Source organism: Xenorhabdus sp. KJ12.1, assembly GCF_963876495.1.
GTDB lineage: Bacteria > Pseudomonadota > Gammaproteobacteria > Enterobacterales > Enterobacteriaceae > Xenorhabdus > Xenorhabdus stockiae.
Genome location: NZ_CAWNQH010000002.1, coordinates 110,455 through 126,615 on the forward strand (window position 1 = coordinate 110,455; position 16,161 = coordinate 126,615).

The 16,161-nt window shown below is 44.6% G+C and carries 17 protein-coding genes and 1 other RNA gene; 6 read left to right on the plus strand and 12 right to left on the minus strand.

Annotation, left to right across the window (positions count from 1 at the left end):
* Nucleotides 1-4: 4 nt before the first annotated feature.
* Nucleotides 5-715 (plus strand): monofunctional biosynthetic peptidoglycan transglycosylase, encoded by a 711-nt coding sequence (mtgA, locus tag AACS92_RS01775; RefSeq protein ID WP_099109666.1) that lies wholly within the window; start codon nucleotides 5-7, stop codon nucleotides 713-715.
* A 100-nt stretch (nucleotides 716-815) separates the two neighbouring features.
* Here the strand turns inward: mtgA and dolP are convergent, their stop codons facing one another.
* Genes dolP through AACS92_RS01795 form a run of 4 tightly spaced genes read right to left on the minus strand, consistent with a single transcriptional unit; the run spans nucleotide 816 to nucleotide 4,353 of the window.
* Nucleotides 816-1,391 (minus strand): division/outer membrane stress-associated lipid-binding lipoprotein, encoded by a 576-nt coding sequence (gene dolP / locus AACS92_RS01780; RefSeq protein WP_099109667.1) that lies wholly within the window; start codon nucleotides 1,389-1,391, stop codon nucleotides 816-818.
* Nucleotides 1,392-1,402: 11 nt separating this feature from the next.
* The gene (diaA, locus tag AACS92_RS01785) at nucleotides 1,403-1,993 is read right to left on the minus strand and encodes a DnaA initiator-associating protein DiaA (protein ID WP_099109668.1); all 591 of its coding nucleotides are present in this window, start codon (nucleotides 1,991-1,993) and stop codon (nucleotides 1,403-1,405) included.
* 38 nt (nucleotides 1,994-2,031) lie between these two features.
* On the minus strand, nucleotides 2,032-2,421 hold the full coding sequence (locus AACS92_RS01790) for a YraN family protein (protein WP_099109669.1): 390 nt from the start codon (nucleotides 2,419-2,421) through the stop codon (nucleotides 2,032-2,034).
* Between the two features lie 60 nt (nucleotides 2,422-2,481).
* Entirely contained in the window at nucleotides 2,482-4,353 is a 1,872-nt protein-coding gene (locus AACS92_RS01795; RefSeq protein WP_099109670.1) for a penicillin-binding protein activator, read from the minus strand.
* 63 nt (nucleotides 4,354-4,416) lie between these two features.
* Between AACS92_RS01795 and rsmI the strand changes: the two genes are divergently transcribed.
* Together rsmI and rnpB are read left to right on the plus strand one after the other, a co-directional pair.
* Nucleotides 4,417-5,289, plus strand: coding sequence for a 16S rRNA (cytidine(1402)-2'-O)-methyltransferase (gene rsmI / locus AACS92_RS01800; protein ID WP_099109671.1), 873 nt, complete (start codon nucleotides 4,417-4,419; stop codon nucleotides 5,287-5,289).
* A 71-nt stretch (nucleotides 5,290-5,360) separates the two neighbouring features.
* An RNA gene (gene rnpB / locus AACS92_RS01805) (RNase P RNA component class A) lies at nucleotides 5,361-5,746 on the plus strand.
* A gap of 69 nt (nucleotides 5,747-5,815) precedes the next feature.
* Here rnpB and AACS92_RS01810 read toward each other — a convergent pair.
* Entirely contained in the window at nucleotides 5,816-6,538 is a 723-nt protein-coding gene (locus AACS92_RS01810; RefSeq protein ID WP_099109672.1) for a pirin family protein, read from the minus strand.
* Between the two features lie 127 nt (nucleotides 6,539-6,665).
* On the opposite strand from AACS92_RS01810, the gene AACS92_RS01815 reads away from it, so the two are divergent.
* A complete protein-coding gene (locus AACS92_RS01815) occupies nucleotides 6,666-7,556 on the plus strand; it encodes a LysR family transcriptional regulator (RefSeq protein ID WP_099109673.1) in 891 nt (296 codons plus the stop codon).
* A 54-nt stretch (nucleotides 7,557-7,610) separates the two neighbouring features.
* On the opposite strand, the gene AACS92_RS01820 is transcribed toward AACS92_RS01815, so the two are convergent.
* The 5 genes from AACS92_RS01820 to AACS92_RS01840 all read right to left on the minus strand — a co-directional run bounded on the left by AACS92_RS01820 (nucleotide 7,611) and on the right by AACS92_RS01840 (nucleotide 10,053).
* A complete protein-coding gene (locus tag AACS92_RS01820) occupies nucleotides 7,611-8,006 on the minus strand; it encodes a DoxX family protein (RefSeq protein ID WP_099109674.1) in 396 nt (131 codons plus the stop codon).
* Between the two features lie 196 nt (nucleotides 8,007-8,202).
* Complete coding sequence (locus AACS92_RS01825) at nucleotides 8,203-8,496, minus strand: YqjK-like family protein (RefSeq protein ID WP_099109675.1); 294 nt, start codon at nucleotides 8,494-8,496, stop codon at nucleotides 8,203-8,205.
* Complete coding sequence (locus AACS92_RS01830; RefSeq protein ID WP_099109676.1) at nucleotides 8,489-8,887, minus strand: phage holin family protein; 399 nt, start codon at nucleotides 8,885-8,887, stop codon at nucleotides 8,489-8,491. The genes AACS92_RS01825 and AACS92_RS01830 overlap by 8 nt, the downstream gene beginning before the upstream one ends.
* A 1-nt stretch (nucleotide 8,888) precedes the next feature.
* Complete coding sequence (locus AACS92_RS01835; RefSeq protein WP_099109677.1) at nucleotides 8,889-9,194, minus strand: DUF883 family protein; 306 nt, start codon at nucleotides 9,192-9,194, stop codon at nucleotides 8,889-8,891.
* 190 nt (nucleotides 9,195-9,384) lie between these two features.
* Nucleotides 9,385-10,053, minus strand: a complete 669-nt coding sequence (locus AACS92_RS01840; protein WP_099109678.1) for a DedA family protein — start codon at nucleotides 10,051-10,053, stop codon at nucleotides 9,385-9,387.
* A gap of 683 nt (nucleotides 10,054-10,736) precedes the next feature.
* Between AACS92_RS01840 and sstT the strand changes: the two genes are divergently transcribed.
* Nucleotides 10,737-11,981 (plus strand): serine/threonine transporter SstT, encoded by a 1,245-nt coding sequence (gene sstT, locus AACS92_RS01845; protein WP_099109679.1) that lies wholly within the window; start codon nucleotides 10,737-10,739, stop codon nucleotides 11,979-11,981.
* A 119-nt stretch (nucleotides 11,982-12,100) separates the two neighbouring features.
* On the opposite strand, the gene AACS92_RS01850 is transcribed toward sstT, so the two are convergent.
* Nucleotides 12,101-14,122, minus strand: coding sequence for an oxidoreductase (locus AACS92_RS01850; protein ID WP_099109680.1), 2,022 nt, complete (start codon nucleotides 14,120-14,122; stop codon nucleotides 12,101-12,103).
* Nucleotides 14,123-14,504: 382 nt separating this feature from the next.
* Between AACS92_RS01850 and AACS92_RS01855 the strand changes: the two genes are divergently transcribed.
* Nucleotides 14,505-15,101, plus strand: coding sequence for a GNAT family N-acetyltransferase (locus AACS92_RS01855; RefSeq protein WP_099109719.1), 597 nt, complete (start codon nucleotides 14,505-14,507; stop codon nucleotides 15,099-15,101).
* A 36-nt stretch (nucleotides 15,102-15,137) separates the two neighbouring features.
* On the opposite strand, the gene AACS92_RS01860 is transcribed toward AACS92_RS01855, so the two are convergent.
* Nucleotides 15,138-16,082: a VirK/YbjX family protein gene (locus AACS92_RS01860; protein WP_099109681.1), complete on the minus strand. Its 945-nt coding sequence runs from the start codon at nucleotides 16,080-16,082 to the stop codon at nucleotides 15,138-15,140.
* Nucleotides 16,083-16,161 lie beyond the last annotated feature (79 nt).

The following is a 16,161-nucleotide window of genomic DNA, read 5'->3' on the forward strand; positions in this document are numbered from 1 at the left end:
TAGGATGAGAAATCCTTTTTCAATATTATGGCGCTGGTTGAAGAAAATTGTGCTTGCGATCACTCTTTTATGGTTTGTTGCTGTAATCACATTTTCATTTCTGCCAGTGCCGTTTTCTATGGTGATGCTGGAAAGACAGGTAGATGCGTTAATCTCAATTAATTTATCTTATGTTTCTCGCTCTATTTGGGTGGACCAAGATCAAATTTCACCTTATATAGCATTAGCCGTGATTGCTGCCGAGGATCAACGATTTCCGGAACACTGGGGATTTGATTTTTCTGCGATAAAAATGGCAGTGGAACATAATAAAAAAGATCAGAAACGGATACGTGGTGGTTCCACCATTACTCAGCAAACCGCCAAGAATTTATTCCTGTGGGAAGGACGCAGTTGGGTAAGGAAAGGTCTGGAGGCGGGAATGGCAATGGTTCTGGAACTGGTGTGGTCAAAAAAACGTATTCTAACTATCTATCTGAATATTGCTGAATTTGGCAGAGGAATTTTTGGTGTGGAAGCCGCTTCCCGGCACTATTTCGGTAAACCAGCCAGTCGTCTGACTGCTTCTGAAGCGGCTCTTCTGGCGGCAGTATTACCTAATCCGATACGCTACCGGGTTGATGCACCTTCTGCCTATGTGCTGCAACGCCAGCAATGGATATTACGTCAAATGCAGTTATTGGGAGGGAAGCATTTTCTGACTCAAATAAACTGAAGATATCGTGTTGTGGTATTGCTGGAAAGACGGTGCATATCGAAGTACAAGCAGAGCAGCCCTGTTTTTATGCTGACCTGCTTGTAAAAATAACCCGGGGTTAGTCGAGATAAGTAAATGCGGTGGTTACACGTTTAATGCCATCAGTTTCACTGGCAATTTTCGCCGCATCAGCGCCTTCCTGTTTGGTCACAATCCCGAATAAAAAGACTTCTCCATTTTCAGTCACCACTTTGATATTTGATGACTTCACAGCATCACTGGCCAGAATTTTTGAACGTACTTTCGTTGTCAGCCAGGCATCCACTGATGCAGTACCGAGAGAAACGGGCTTCCCTTGTCTGATTTCGTTATAGACCACACTGACACCTTCAGTTTTTGACGCTATCTGTTTTGCCCGCTCTGCCAGCTGCATATCAGGGCTTTGCCCGGTTAACAAAACCTTTCCCTGATAAACCGTCGTTACGATACGGGTCTGAGACTTAATTTGTGGATCTTTGCTTATGGCATTACTGACACGAGCTTCCAGAGTCGTATCGTCCACTTGTTGCCCGACCGATCGTGGATCTGTACCTGCTTTGGTCGCAATTGCTGCAGAGCCTACAAGGGCTGCACCAATACATCCCTGTAGTAACATTGTGCTGCAAAATACCAGTAATAGAGAGAGTAACCGCATTATTTGGCTCCTTAGTCATCCTGATGAGGAAATAAAGTATTGTCGATTAAGTCACACAGACAGTTGATTGTCAGCATATGGACTTCCTGAATCCTGACACTGTGATGGGAAGGAATACGGATTTCCACATCCTGTGGTCCCAGTAATCCTGCTAACTCACCACCATCGAAACCTGTCAGTGCAACAATGGTCATATCGCGGGTAACGGCTGCTTCTACGGCTTTAATGATAGCCCGGCTGTTACCATGCGTAGAAATAGCCAGCAGAACATCTCCGGCCTGCCCCAGCGCCCGGACCTGCTTAGCGTAGATTTCTTCCGGCTGCCTGCTGCTGGCGATGGCAGTGATAACAACATTATCAGCATTCAGCGACAATGCTGGCAGACTTGGCCGCTCTGTTTCAAATCTATTTATCATACTGGCGGCAAAACGCTGTGCTGTTGCGGCGGACCCGCCATTGCCACAGCACAGGATCTTGTTGCCATTCAGCAGTGATTGAACCATCATCATTGCGGCGCGTGAAATGGCGTCCGGTAATGCCTCTGCTGCTGCGATTTGCGTTTGAATACTTTCTGTAAAGCAGACTTTAATTCTATCCAGCACGTTATGACCTATATTATTGATAATATATTTATTGAAATTCAGAACCTATCAAATAGGTTTTCATTTAAATTGAAGGCATCTTTCAGCCATTCAAATTTCTGACCGGTAATTGCGCAAACATCAAAACGGCAGGCCGCAGTATCAAGAGATTCGTTATGCTGGTAAAGCCAGACCGAAGCCGCATGCAATAACTTTCTGCGTTTGCTCTGGGTAATTGTAGCAATGGCATCACCATATTGTGCATTCTGGCGGAAACGAACTTCAACGAAAACCCAGATCTGCTTGTCACGCATGATCAGATCGATTTCTCCACCACGAATTTTCACATTCTCTGCAATAAACACAAGACCCTGTTTTTGCAGAAACTGTTTAACCTGCTGTTCGTAATGGCATCCCTGCGCGTAACGATTAATTTGGGGCTTTTTCATCCTGAAATTACCACTCAAAAGAAGATGTTATTTATCGGGCTGACTTACTGCATTCAGGCTCTACCCAGCATGATTGTCAGTAGCTGAGCTCTCTGTAGGACTGTTCAGCGTGCTGTCAGTATTTCCGATTGCGTTATTTTCTGTCATGCGGCTCTCCAGCATAATGCGCCCATTGCTGAATTGCATCCACGGCAGTTGGCGATATATTGTACAATCATTTGTGGCAGAGAGTTCACCAGATTCGCCATTCATATTGAAACCGCTGGCTTGTTGTAGTTGTGCAAAATGATTAGCCAGTGACCAAGCGTCAATTCCCATTGCGTAGAGGCGCATCAGAGAGTAATCATTCCCGAATTTACTGGCAGCCTGCTTCATCAATGGAACATTCGCTCCCGTCAATAATGGAACATCGCTGAACTGCATACCATCCATTTCCAGACGAAAATCCGGGCCTGCATCGGCTTTATTACTGCGTGAGCTGGCATAAAGAGCCGGTTTTTTGCGGGAGCTGATTGCCATATCAATCATTGGCTTGATAAGTGTTAGCTCATCGGTGGTTGCCACAATATAGACCGCATCAACCGGGCCACGAGATGTGCTGGTGACAACGGCTAAGTGCTTATCTGCTTGTGTTGTATCGGCAAATTGCGTTTCATTGTCGTCAGGAACAGAGCTGCTGACCGGAATTGCGGTTCCGGACATACGGATGCCGACACCACGGTTCATGGATTGCCTCATTTCCGCCACTGTGCCGAAGGATTGTTGTAATACTTCGGAACCCCCTAATTTCTGCCATTCAGTTGCGAAGGCATTTGCCACTCTGCTGCCTAATACAGAGCGTGGTACTAATACCAGTGGATTATGTTTCTGTTGCTGCCAGATATGCTGCGCTGCGCTTTTAGCCTCGTCCTCAGGTGACAGGGAGAAGTAACAGAAATTAGGATGAAGTTGTGTTGTATCCGGTTTATTCAATGCCAGAATATTTAACGGCGTATTTATCTGTACTAACTGTTCTACCTGAGGTTTCAGCAGAGGGCCAACGACGAGTGTTACTCCGTCCTGCTCCGCCTGTGCCAGCAGATTAGCTAAAGGCTGGCTGTCGGTATCATAGATTTTCACCACTTGATGATTGACAGGAACTGAATTAATGGTGAATTGCCCTGCCATATCTGTTTCCGCTGTATCAGTTGTGATCGCCTGATCAGCTTCCACCGCATTGGTAATGCTGCTATCAACAGAATTCGTGTCAACAGAATCGGTATCAACGGAAGTATTATCAACGGCACTACTAGGTGTTACAGCTGATGCACTTACAGGTAGTTCAGTTTTTGGCAGCCCTTTTTGTGCATCCAGAAACCCCTGACGAATCGCATCACCAAATGCTTTAGCCTGACCACTCAAAGGCAGGAAAAGCCCGATACTGGCCTGTCGGTCTTGAATGACATGTAACATTTGTTTCAGAGAAGAAGGCAAGCTCTGAACAGCAGGGTTTTCCGGATAACGAATTTGCCAGTCCCGAATGGCTGAACGAAGTTTGTCCGCATCCTGCTTATTGGCCTGATAAGCGTTGAGCAGGTCGAGCCAACCCTGAAGAGTGTATTCATTGGCATTAATGACCAGTTCGCTGAGCTGCTGGGCAGTGAGATGAGTCAGGGCCTGCCAAGTATCATCAATATTTTGCTGATGTGCGGCTTCATTTTCTATATTGGGTTCCAGTGCAATATAAGCACGGATGACTTCCAGAGAAGGCTGGTTGCCTGCATTATCAATAATGGCTTGATAGCGGTTAATCTCTGCGCTGATCTTGTCTTGTGGCTCAGAAGGTGGTTGCCCTTGTGGTGTAGGCATGGTACACCCTGCAATAATCATAGTTGTCAGCAATGCTGTGCAGACTAAACCAGTTTTGAAACGCACAAAAATTGAGGGAAGCATACTGTATCCAGTGATGTTTTTTTCAAAGATGCTCAATTTTAAATCGGTCATTCGGATGAAACAATGAATCAAACCAATCGAGCAGTGGTTACGACATCTACGCTGTATGTTGTGCCAACTCCTATCGGGAATCTGGGGGATATCACTCAGCGCGCACTTGAAGTTCTTAAACATGTCGATTTGATTGCTGCCGAAGATACGCGACATACCGGCCTGTTACTTCAACATTTTGCCATTAATGCGCGCATGTTCGCACTTCATGATCATAATGAACAGCAGAAAGCAGATCAATTAATTGCGAAATTACAACAAGGTTTAAGTATTGCGCTCGTCTCTGATGCCGGAACGCCATTAATTAATGATCCGGGTTATCACCTTGTCCGCCGCTGTCGTGAAGCCGGGATTAGTGTTGTTCCGTTGCCGGGGCCTTGTGCGGCAATTGCGGCATTATCTGCTGCGGGTCTTCCTTCAGATCGGTTTTGCTATGAAGGTTTCCTGCCAGCCAAAAGCAAAGGGCGTCAGGATGCGCTGCGTGATTTGGCTCAGGAATCAAGAACAATGATTTTCTATGAATCCACTCATCGTTTGCTGGACAGCTTAGAAGATATTGTTGAAGTCTGGGGAACAGAGCGATATGTGGTGTTGGCGCGAGAGCTGACGAAAACATGGGAATCTATTCAGGGTATGCCTGTGGGGAAATTACTGGCGTGGGTCAGGGAAGATGAAACTCGCCGTCGGGGAGAAATGGTGTTGATTGTTGAGGGGTATCACAAACCCGCTGATGACAGTCTCCCGCCTGAAGCATTACGGACACTGGCATTATTACAAAAAGAGCTGCCGTTGAAGAAAGCTGCGGCTTTGGCTGCTGAGATTCATGGCGTGAAGAAAAATGCTCTGTATCGTCATGCTATTGAGCAAAATGAAACTGAAATGTGAAATCCATAGTGTATAAAGGGATGTGTGAAAATTCCTATACATCAGGAAATAAACCCCTTATAATCCGCGCCGGAGTTGGCTAGACAGTCGCTGCTTTACTGCTCTCTTCGGGGAAGAGTAAAGGGGAGGAAAGTCCGGGCTCCACAGGGCAGGGTGCCAGATAACGTCTGGGAGGTGAAAGCCTACGACCAGTGCAACAGAGAGCAAACCGCCGATGGCTCAGCCTTTCTTCGTGAGAAGCTGAGATCAGGTAAGGGTGAAAGGGTGCGGTAAGAGCGCACCGCGCGGCTGGTAACAGTCCGTGGCACGGTAAACTCCACCCGGAGCAAGACCAAATAGAGGTTCACATGGTACGGCCCGTATCGAACCCGGGTAGGTTGCTTGAGCCAGCGCGTAAGTTCTGGCCTAGATGAATGATTGTCCACGACAGAACCCGGCTTATCGGCCAACTCCACAGATTCAGCCCCATAAAGCGTTAGCTTTATGGGGCTTCTTCTTTTATTCAGGATATTAATCAGAAAGCGGGTCAGGGTGATTGGTTTCCCAAATCGATCAGCAGCCCCTGAAATGCAGAAGTTGCTCGCAGGTTCAGTTGTGTTTCATCCTGAATAAATACCCCATCTCCACACCTGATATTGGCATGAGTTGCTGTGCCAGATTTTCTGTCAGTATGAATTTCAGCATTACCGCTAACTGATTGTAGGTAGGCACGTTTCCCCTGTAACGGTACGTTATGAGACTCACCAGCTTGTAGCATAAGGTAGCTTATCCACGCTGATTGGCGCAGGTGCATGCTGTTTTTTCCGGAAGCAGGTGAAGCGAGTAATGTTAATGGCTGAGCTGACAGCCTCCTGCACTGTACCGGTTGCGGAGCCTGATGTGGCTTGGCATCAAGCCAGATTTGCAGGCGATGCAGCGATTTTTTCTTACTGAGATTATGCTCGCTGTAGCGTAGATCCTGACGCGTGGAAAATAGCAGACAGTCTCCCTGATGAGCCTGAATGTAGTTTCCTGCACTATCACGGTATTCCGCTTCACCCTGTAGAATAATATTCAGGATATCGACATGAGGATAAGCCTTTGGCTTGAGTTCTGTTTGTGGGGCAAGTATTTCCTGATTAAGTACTCGTAGTGCCCCGTAGTTCAAAAAATTTGGGTCAAAATAGTGACCGAATGAAAAAGTATACTTAGCTTTTAACCAACCGTAGTCGGCTTCTCCACACTGATTTGCTGTTCTGGTTATTATCATAAGTATGTTCTCCTTGCCACACACTGTCAGTCTCAATCTTAATTATCTGGACGTTGAAATGTTAGCCAGTTAATCTGCTCCCTATATTCAAATTTACTGATTGAGAAATTATGGGTAACGGACATATATGGGTAAAGAACGAGCGTTAACACTGGAATCCCTGCGGGTTATGGATGCAATAGAACGTCGGGGAAGTTTTGCGGCCGCAGCGGATGAGTTGGGAAGAGTACCTTCTGCATTAAGTTATACCATGCAGAAACTGGAAGAAGAGCTGGATGTTGTGCTGTTTGACCGCTCCGGACATCGCACAAAATTTACCAATGTTGGCCGAATGTTGCTTGATAGGGGCAGGGTACTGCTTGAAGCCGCAGATAAGCTCACCACAGATGCACAGGCGCTTGCCCGTGGCTGGGAAACCCATTTATTTATCGTCTGTGAAGCCTTGTTTCCGGTTGAGTCACTCTTTCCCCTTGTGGACAAGCTGGCGAATAAATCGAATACTCAGCTTTCATTGGTCACAGAAGTGCTGGCAGGTGCCTGGGAGCGTCTGGAAACTGGCTATGCAGATATTGTGATTGCGCCAGATCTTCATTTCAGGGCATCAGCAGAAATCAACTCACGCCCTCTTTACTCCATCAAAAATGTTTACGTTGCCAGTGTGGATCATCCTATCCACAATGAGCCGGAACCTTTATCCGATGCTACGCGGGTTAAATACCGCGGGATAGCGGTAGCTGATACGGCAAGAGAACGCCCGGTGCTGACAGTTCAGCTACTGGATAAGCAACCCCGGTTAACGGTCAGTTCACTGGAAAATAAACGGCGGGCGCTGTTGGCCGGTCTGGGGGTCGCAACAATGCCCTATCCGATGGTGGAAAAAGATATTGCAGAAGGTCGTCTGCGGGTTGTTGGTTCGGAATATATTCATGAAACTAACATTATTATGGCATGGCGGCGTGACCGGATGGGAGAAGCCAAGGCGTGGTGCCTGAGGGAAATTCCTAAATTATTCAAGTAGCCATTATCAAAAAGCCCCTGAGTGAGGGGCTTTGCTGTTTATGGCAGGAGGTAATTACCAGTTCTTTTTCAGCAAGCGGTCAATACTGAATTTGCCCGGTCCCATCATTGCCAGCAACAGATAACCTGCACCGATAGAGAAGTTTTTCAGGAACATCGTCTGGTTCATATCGTCTGAAAAATCATAGTGGAACAGCAGTGCGGTCAGGATACAGAAAATAAACGTGAATACGGCTGTTGTACGGGTCAACAATCCGAACAGCACAGCGAGGCCACCGCCGAGTTCAAGTAAGATAGTGAGTGGCAGTAAAATTCCGGGCACGTGCATTGCTTCCATGAATTCTTGTGTGCCTGCATAAGCACTCCCTAACTTCCCATAGCCTGCAATAATGAACAGGACTGAAATTAAAATACGTGCGACTAATAAACCACTATCTTCAAATTTTTTCATGAACGTCTCCAGGCGTGTGTTCTAAAAAGCACAATTAAGCTCATCATTTATTGATGGTATTTGTTGATGGAGGGTATTCTAAGGAGAGGTGTTACCGGTTGATAGTAAGGAATATTAACAATTTAATGCAATTTTTTTGAAGGAATACCTCAATATACGTAAAGAGATTTGAAAAAGAATAATCCGGTAGAAAATATTAACGGCTGTTAAAGATATTGCGGGTAGTATCAATGAGTTTCCAGATCCCAAGCATACGGAGCGACCAACGATAAAGCTTTTTAGGATGGCGGATGCCATAAAGCAGTAATATACCACTGCCAACCGCAAAATAAGGCTTGAAAGAGAGCAGTGTCTGCCAGCTATGATCGTAAGTGCGGGTAAGGGCGAGCCACTGTTGACCGTGCTCTGAAAGAGACTGACGCTGTAGCTGGATTTGTTGCAGTAATGTCTGCTTGCGCTGTTCTCGTTGCAGGCGTCGCGACTTATTCATGGTCATTTTCCAACATATTGCGATCGATTCTGAGTTGCTCTCGGGTAGCATTGAAAAAAGCCAGATGGCGGGATTTTCTGATAGTCCAAATCGTGCCAAGCACGGCGAGAAGCAGCAAGGTTCCTGCGGCAATAGCGATAATAGTAATCTGGTAGACCGGATCAACGGCCAGAAAAACCAGTATCAACAAACATGTTATGCCAAGGGCTGCGAATAACAGCGTGAACCCTACCAGCAACAATAATTTCACCAGCGTGGCGGCTCCCTCTTCCAGCTCAAGTGTTGCAAGCTGAACTCGGGTTTCAACCATGCCGACAATCAGAGTTGCTACTCGCCGCAAGGTATTAAATATTCCTCTCCCCGGGCCTTGTGAATGGGGTAATTGCGTCATATTAGCGTCTTGCCAGTAATACACCCAGTACGATACCTACTGCTGCACCGATACCCACACCGGTCCAGGGATTATCGCGGACATAATTATCTGCACGACCGGCTATTTCTTTGGTCTGGTCTGTGAGTTTATCGCCGGCATCACTGATAACAGTGCGGGCATCTTTCAACATCTTCTCTGCTTTATTGCGAATTTTCTCCAGTTCTGCTTTGGATTGTTCACCGGAGCTGTTGAGAACTTCCTCCAGAGTATCTGCAAGGGACTGTAATTCAGCACGTAATTCGTCAGAGTTTTTTTTCTGTGGCATGGAACTCTCCTCGTATATATACGGTGAATGAATTTCTACCATAGACGTTTTTATAAGGAGTTTAAAGGCAAGATGGTGAAAAATTATCACATGATGCGACAGATTAATCCTAAATACATAGCAGGAATTGGTGCTCAAACCCCTGCAACATGGTTATCCGCAATGCTACAGGGGAAATAAAGAGGGAGAATTATTGTGGAGAATTATTTGTGCGTTTTTTGCGCCAGATAAACGTCAGGCTACCAATTAAACCGATCAGTAACAGACCTACAGGCAATAGCACCAGAAAGTTCATCAGATAGTGTTCATACTCGCGGAATAGGGGGCTTTTACCGAGAGCATAGCCCAGAGTCATCAGGATAATGACCCATAGGAAACCACTGAGCCAATTGAATATCTGAAAACGTGTATTATTCAGTCCGGCAAGGCCTGCCAGTGTGGGTAATAATGTTCTGACAAAAGCAATGAAACGGCCGATGAGCAGTGCTGACAAGCCATGACGATGGAAGAGATTATGGGCACGTTGATGATAATGGGGAGGAAGATGGGACAGCCATCCCTGCACTAATTTTGTGTTCCCCAGCCAGCGTCCCTGAAGATAGCCAACCCAACAACCGAGACTTGCACCCGCGGTAAGAACAATTAATGTAATGGAAAAATCCATTGTATCCTGAGCAACCAGAACGCCAACTAATATCAGTAAACTATCGCCGGGCAAAAATGCCGCAGGTAACACCCCATTTTCCAGAAACAGGATTGTGAATAGCAGAAGGTAAATGACCCAAACTAATGAGGGGTTAGATAGTGTTGCGTAATCTTGGTGCCAAAGTGCATAAATAAGGTCTGTTACAATTTCCATCAAATGTTCCTAAAACACGGGTTAAGGATTACATCTTACTTTTATGGTGTATTTATGATTTTTTACTATTAAATAATCATAATATACAAAAAGTTATATACGGATTGACAATTATGAGCCTTCAAACTCCTTTCAAATGGCATGAATAAATGACAGGGACACTCTAACAAAATCATCAGTAGTGAAACAGAAAATTTTGGTGAGCAATTGAACATTTGTATGAAAATAAAAGTAACATCGTCCAGAGATATCAATTAATTAATTCAGTTACGAAGTTTGCATAAAATAACTCTGTTTTCTGATTTTTCCTGTTGTATGGCTGTATTTCTGCCTTTTCCAGCCAGAAAAACTTCGTTTTATCATCACATAGTAAAAAAAATCCATAAATAATATTGGAGATAATGCCGATTATGGTGACTATCGCCAAAGCGGGTAATTCATATAACTATTTGATTATAAAATACAAATACTAATCTTTATTCCTTTTGAGATTTCAGGGATGCCTGATGAAATAGGAAATGTGTAGAATGGATCACACAAATGTGACTATTTTGTTATCACTTGTTGAGTTGGTTGTATATTTTTATTAATTATTATTTTCAGTTTTATGAATTTTCCTACTACTGGAAAAGCAAACACAAAACCAACAGGCTGATTAAGCCAAAATATCAAATGGATAGGCTATGGAAAAACAACAAAAAGGCTTTGTGCAATATATTGTACAGGGAAGCCTAGTCACACAAATTATTATTGGATTAATTGCAGGGGTATTACTGGCATGGGTAGCGCCTTCTGCTGCTCAATCAACCAGCTTATTAGGCGAGCTCTTTGTCGGTGCTTTGAAAGCGGTTGCACCGATTCTGGTGTGGGTTCTGGTTATGTCTTCTATTGCGAACCATAAGAAAGGCCAGAAAACTAATATCCGACCGATTGTCGTTCTCTATATTATGGGAACCTTCCTTGCTGCTGTTGTCGCTGTGATCGGCAGTATTTTATTCCCATCAACATTAATACTGGTGACTAATGATGCTCAAATGTCACCACCGGATAATATCGTTGAAGTATTGAAGGGAGTATTGCTCAATGTGGTTGCTAACCCGATTGATGCGATATTAAAAGGGAATTACGTTGGTATTCTGGCATGGTCAATCGGGTTGGGTATCGCATTACGCCACGCGAAGGAATCAACTAAATCAGTGGTTCAGGATTTGGCTGAAGCGGTGACTCAGGTTGTTCGTGTTGTTATTCGTCTGGCTCCTCTCGGGATTTTTGGTCTGGTTGCTTCCACTATTGCCACAACAGGCTTTGATACATTGCTCGGTTATGGACATCTATTGGTTGTACTTCTGAGCTGTATGATTGTTGTTGTACTGGTTGTTAACCCATTAATTGTATATTGGAAAATACGTCGCAACCCTTACCCACTGGTTTTTGACTGCCTGCGTGAAAGTGGTGTGACTGCTTTCTTTACCCGCAGTTCTGCTGCCAATATTCCGGTTAACATGGCAATGTGCCGCCGTATGAATCTGGATGAAGATACTTATTCAGTCTCAATTCCGTTGGGAGCAACGATCAATATGACTGGTGCTGCGGTGACCATCACGGTATTGACGTTGGCAGCGGTAAATACACTGGGTATATCTGTTGATATTCCAACGGCGATACTATTGAGTGTGGTTTCAGCAATTGCAGCATGTGGAGCATCGGGGATAGCAGGTGGATCATTATTATTAATCCCTCTGGCGTGCAGTATGTTCGGTATCTCCAATGAGATCTCCATGCAGGTTGTTGCGGTAGGTTTAATTATTGGTGTATTGCAGGATTCGGCTGAAACCGCCCTGAATTCCTCAACAGATGTATTGTTTACTGCCGCAGCCTGTCAGGCTGAAGACGCAAAACGGGTGCCTGAAGAGTTAGCCCGGCGCTAATGATAAACAGCAAGAGTGACAATAAGCGGTAGGTTTATTGTCACTCTTCTTTTATCCGCTCTTTATCTGTATTAACTTTTCACTTCTGCACTAAGGTTCTGCACTAAATCGGTTCTGCACTAAATCTTTACTGCCAGCCGGGTTCCCTGATCGATCGCTCTGCGGGCATCCAGCTCGGCTGCGACATCGGCTCCACCAATTAAATGTACACTTTTACCCATATCCTGTAGTGGCTGATACAGCGCTTTCAGCGGCTCCTGCCCTGCGCAGATCACCACATTATCAACTTCAAGACATTGCTGTTTACCCTCACGGCTGATATGTAACCCTTGATCATCAATTTTCAGGTATTGGACATTATTCAGCATCGTGATGCCACGCATCGAGAGACTGGTTCGGTGGATCCAGCCCGTGGTTTTACCCAGACCTTCCCCGACTTTAGTCTCTTTGCGTTGTAACAGATAAATTTTCCGGGGTGCACGTTCTACTCGTGCCCCTTCTGGCTGTAATCCGCCTCGGTGAGAAAGCGTCTGGTCGATCCCCCATTCCTGAGAGAATGCGTGGCTGCTCAGGCTGCTGCTTTGCCCACTCTGGCTCAGATACTCCGCCGTATCAAAACCAATCCCACCGGCACCGATAATAGCAACGCGCGGCCCGACATGACGTTTATGCTTTAACACATCCAGATAAGTCAGGACTTTTTCATTGTGAATGCCATCAATAGCGGGTGTCCGTGGTGTAATGCCGCTGGCAATGACGACTTCATCAAATGAAGCAAGTTGTTCTGCTGTTGCTGTGTGATTAAGTCTGACGTCAACGCCATTCAGCGCCAGCTGGCGTTCAAAATAGCGCAGTGTTTCATGGAATTCTTCTTTACCCGGGATCTGCTTAGCAATATTAAATTGCCCGCCAATTTTATTTTCACGTTCAAATAATGTGACATGGTGCCCGCGGCTGGCGGCTGTGGTAGCGAAAGATAAACCAGCCGGCCCGGCTCCGACTACGGCAATAGTTTTAGGAGAAGTCACGGGTTCAGCAATAAATTCTGTTTCATGGCAGGCGCGTGGATTGACCAGACATGAAGTCAGTTTACCGACAAATATTCTGTCCAGACACGCCTGATTACAGCCAATACAGGTGTTGATTTCATCCGCCCGATTTTGTTCTGCTTTTAGCATAAATTCCGCGTCGGCAAGAAAAGGACGTGCCATAGAAACCATATCGGCACAGCCCTCGCTGAGTATCTGCTCTGCAACATGGGGGTCATTGATACGGTTAGTCGTAATCAAAGGAATTGTGACTTTTCCCATCAGTTTTTTGGTCACCCAGCTAAACCCAGCTCTGGGCACCATTGTGGCGATTGTCGGGATACGGGCTTCATGCCAGCCAATACCGGTATTGATGATGGAAGCTCCAGCCTGTTCAATGGCCAGAGCCAGTTGTTCGATTTCCTGCCAGTCGGAACCCTCTTCCACTAAATCCAGCATGGAAAGGCGATAAATAATGATGAACTGCTCCCCGACGATAGCGCGCACAGCTTTGACAATTTCTATGGCAAAACGCATGCGGTTTTCGAAACTGCCTCCCCATTGATCCTGCCGATGGTTAGTGCGGGCAACCAGAAACTGATTAATGAGGTAACCTTCTGAACCCATGATTTCAACACCATCATACCCGGCTTGTTGCGCCAGTTGAGCACAGCGGGCAAAGTCACTGATGGTTTGTTGTATATCCTCTTCAGTCATTTCTTTAGGGATAAATGGATTAATCGGAGCCTGAAGAGCAGAAGGCGCAACCAGTTTTTTTTGATAGCTATAACGCCCGGTATGCAAGATCTGGAGAGCAATTTTGCCACCGGCCTGATGTACTGCATTTGTAATGAACTTATGGTGAGGTAACTCATCTTCACTGTTCAGCACACTTGCACCTGCTGAAACTACGCCTTGTGGATTGGGAGAAATACCGCCTGTAACAATAAGGGCAACCCCTCCAGCAGCTCGTTCGGCATAGAATTGAGCCAGCCTCCGGGTTCCGTCAGGATGTTCTTCAAGCCCTGTATGCATCGAACCCATCAGGACGCGGTTTTTTAAGGTAGTAAAGCCTAAATCCAGAGGGGTAAATAAGTGAGGGTAATTGCTCATTACAGTCTCCATCGAATAATTTGACGACTCACACATTATTATTGTTTTCAATATGGCTTAGCGATTCGCTAAGTGGTCGGATGAGATTGGTACAAATTTAGACGGTTCCAGTCTGATTGGAATCACTTTGTTAATTGATTGTGACAGATATCATGAAATCATCTTACTCAATGGGTTTGAAGATTTAGTTAAATAAAATTTCATTTTGAATAAATCCCACAAAAAAACTTCACATGAATGTAATATTTATTTAACTTTCATTTAAGATAATGAGGATTTTTTCAGTTACCCTGCCGCCGGTAAAAATCAGCCTTGTTTATAGGTTGTCTTTAAAAATAGTGCATAGCAGTAAAAAGTAAAAATATCCAAGGATAACAATATGATGCAAAACATAACTGAACAAGTCACTTTAACAGGAAAACATGTCACTTTAGTACCTTTGACGCAGGAAAGGCATGATGAGTTCGTCAACGCTATTGAAGATGGTCAATTACATCAGTTGTGGTGCGCCAATGTACCTGCTCCGGATGGTTTGAAAGCTGAAATTGAACGCCGTCTGGGCCTGCATGCGCAGGGAAAAATGCTCCCTTTTGCTGTTATTGATAATCAAAGGAATGTGGCAGTAGGTATGACATCCTATATGAATATTGATGCCACGCTTCCCAGATTGGAGATTGGTTCGACCTGGTATGCTAAATCAGCGCAACGCACGCCTATTAATACAGAAACAAAATACCTGTTAATGGAGTACGCGTTTGAAAAACTCGGTTGTGTTGCTGTGGAGATACGCACTCATTTTCTGAATCAGCAGAGTCGCAGAGCAATTGAACGCTTGGGGGCAAAGCTGGATGGTATTTTGCGCAATCACTTACGGGCAAAAAATGGCACAATTAGGGATACTTGCGTATACAGTATAGTACTCAGCGAATGGCCTGCCATAAAAACGCATCTTACATGGTTAATGGCGAAGCCTCGCTGAATGTCGTATCAGAAAACTCGTTTTTTGTGATGATTATTAACGGGTGAGAGCGCTTTTAATATGGCTCTCCAAATCATCCAGTAACTGATAACGGCGACGATATTCTGAGCGCTTTTTACTGGGGATCTCATCCAATGGTTTTCTTTCAATGATTGATGGCAGATGAAAATCATTGTTATCTTTTCTGGAACCACTCAGAGATTCCCAAAACGCATTATAGTCAGCCACCATCAGGTGTTTTTTCTTATGCCAATAACGGATACTGCGATAGATATGAGTTTCGTTGCTGACGGCTAAGATCTGCTCACAGTTGGTATGTTCAGCAAAACGGCAAATAGATTCGAGCAATAAACGTTTAGGGAATAAACCATGACACTCTTTTGTTGCATTACGGATAATATCCAGAGAATTATCCCCTTTAGCTGGGCCTTGTAATACTCCGATAAATAATGTTTGCTTGCCATTCACTTTTAATAAAGTGAATGCACATTTTGCCAGAATGACATTATCTTCTGTAGTCATATATAAAGATAGTTCACCTTCTTTATTCAGATTATCTAAAGAGTCTATATATATATTGAACGACTCGTTTTTTCCCTGAATAGTTGCCAATAAATAAGCATCAGTATTAAATATCTTATCAATAACAGTTGGAGTAAGCTGTTGAAATAAAATTTTATAATGCTCACTAATTGCATGAACAATCTGGTTTCGTTTGAAGTTAATACTCAAATATGGACGATGTGGTTTACAGGGTAAACTCGGTTGTTTTTTTAAAATATCCTGATAAATAGGTGTGCTGGCAATTCTGTCCAATAGTTTAAATGTAGAAACTGGTGTAAAAAAACTGCGTAAAGCAAATTTCGCCCGATTGCTCGAGGAATGCCAGTGTAGCCCTGGTGTAATACGTTTCCCGACAAGGTCGGTAAACAGTTTTATACCTGAATACGTTTTAGTTTCAGATTGTTGTAGATACTTCATTAGTTATAAATCCAAAATAATAAAAGCAGTGGCGCTATTCTACCACTTTTTTATTGAATATATACTCATCATCTTTCAG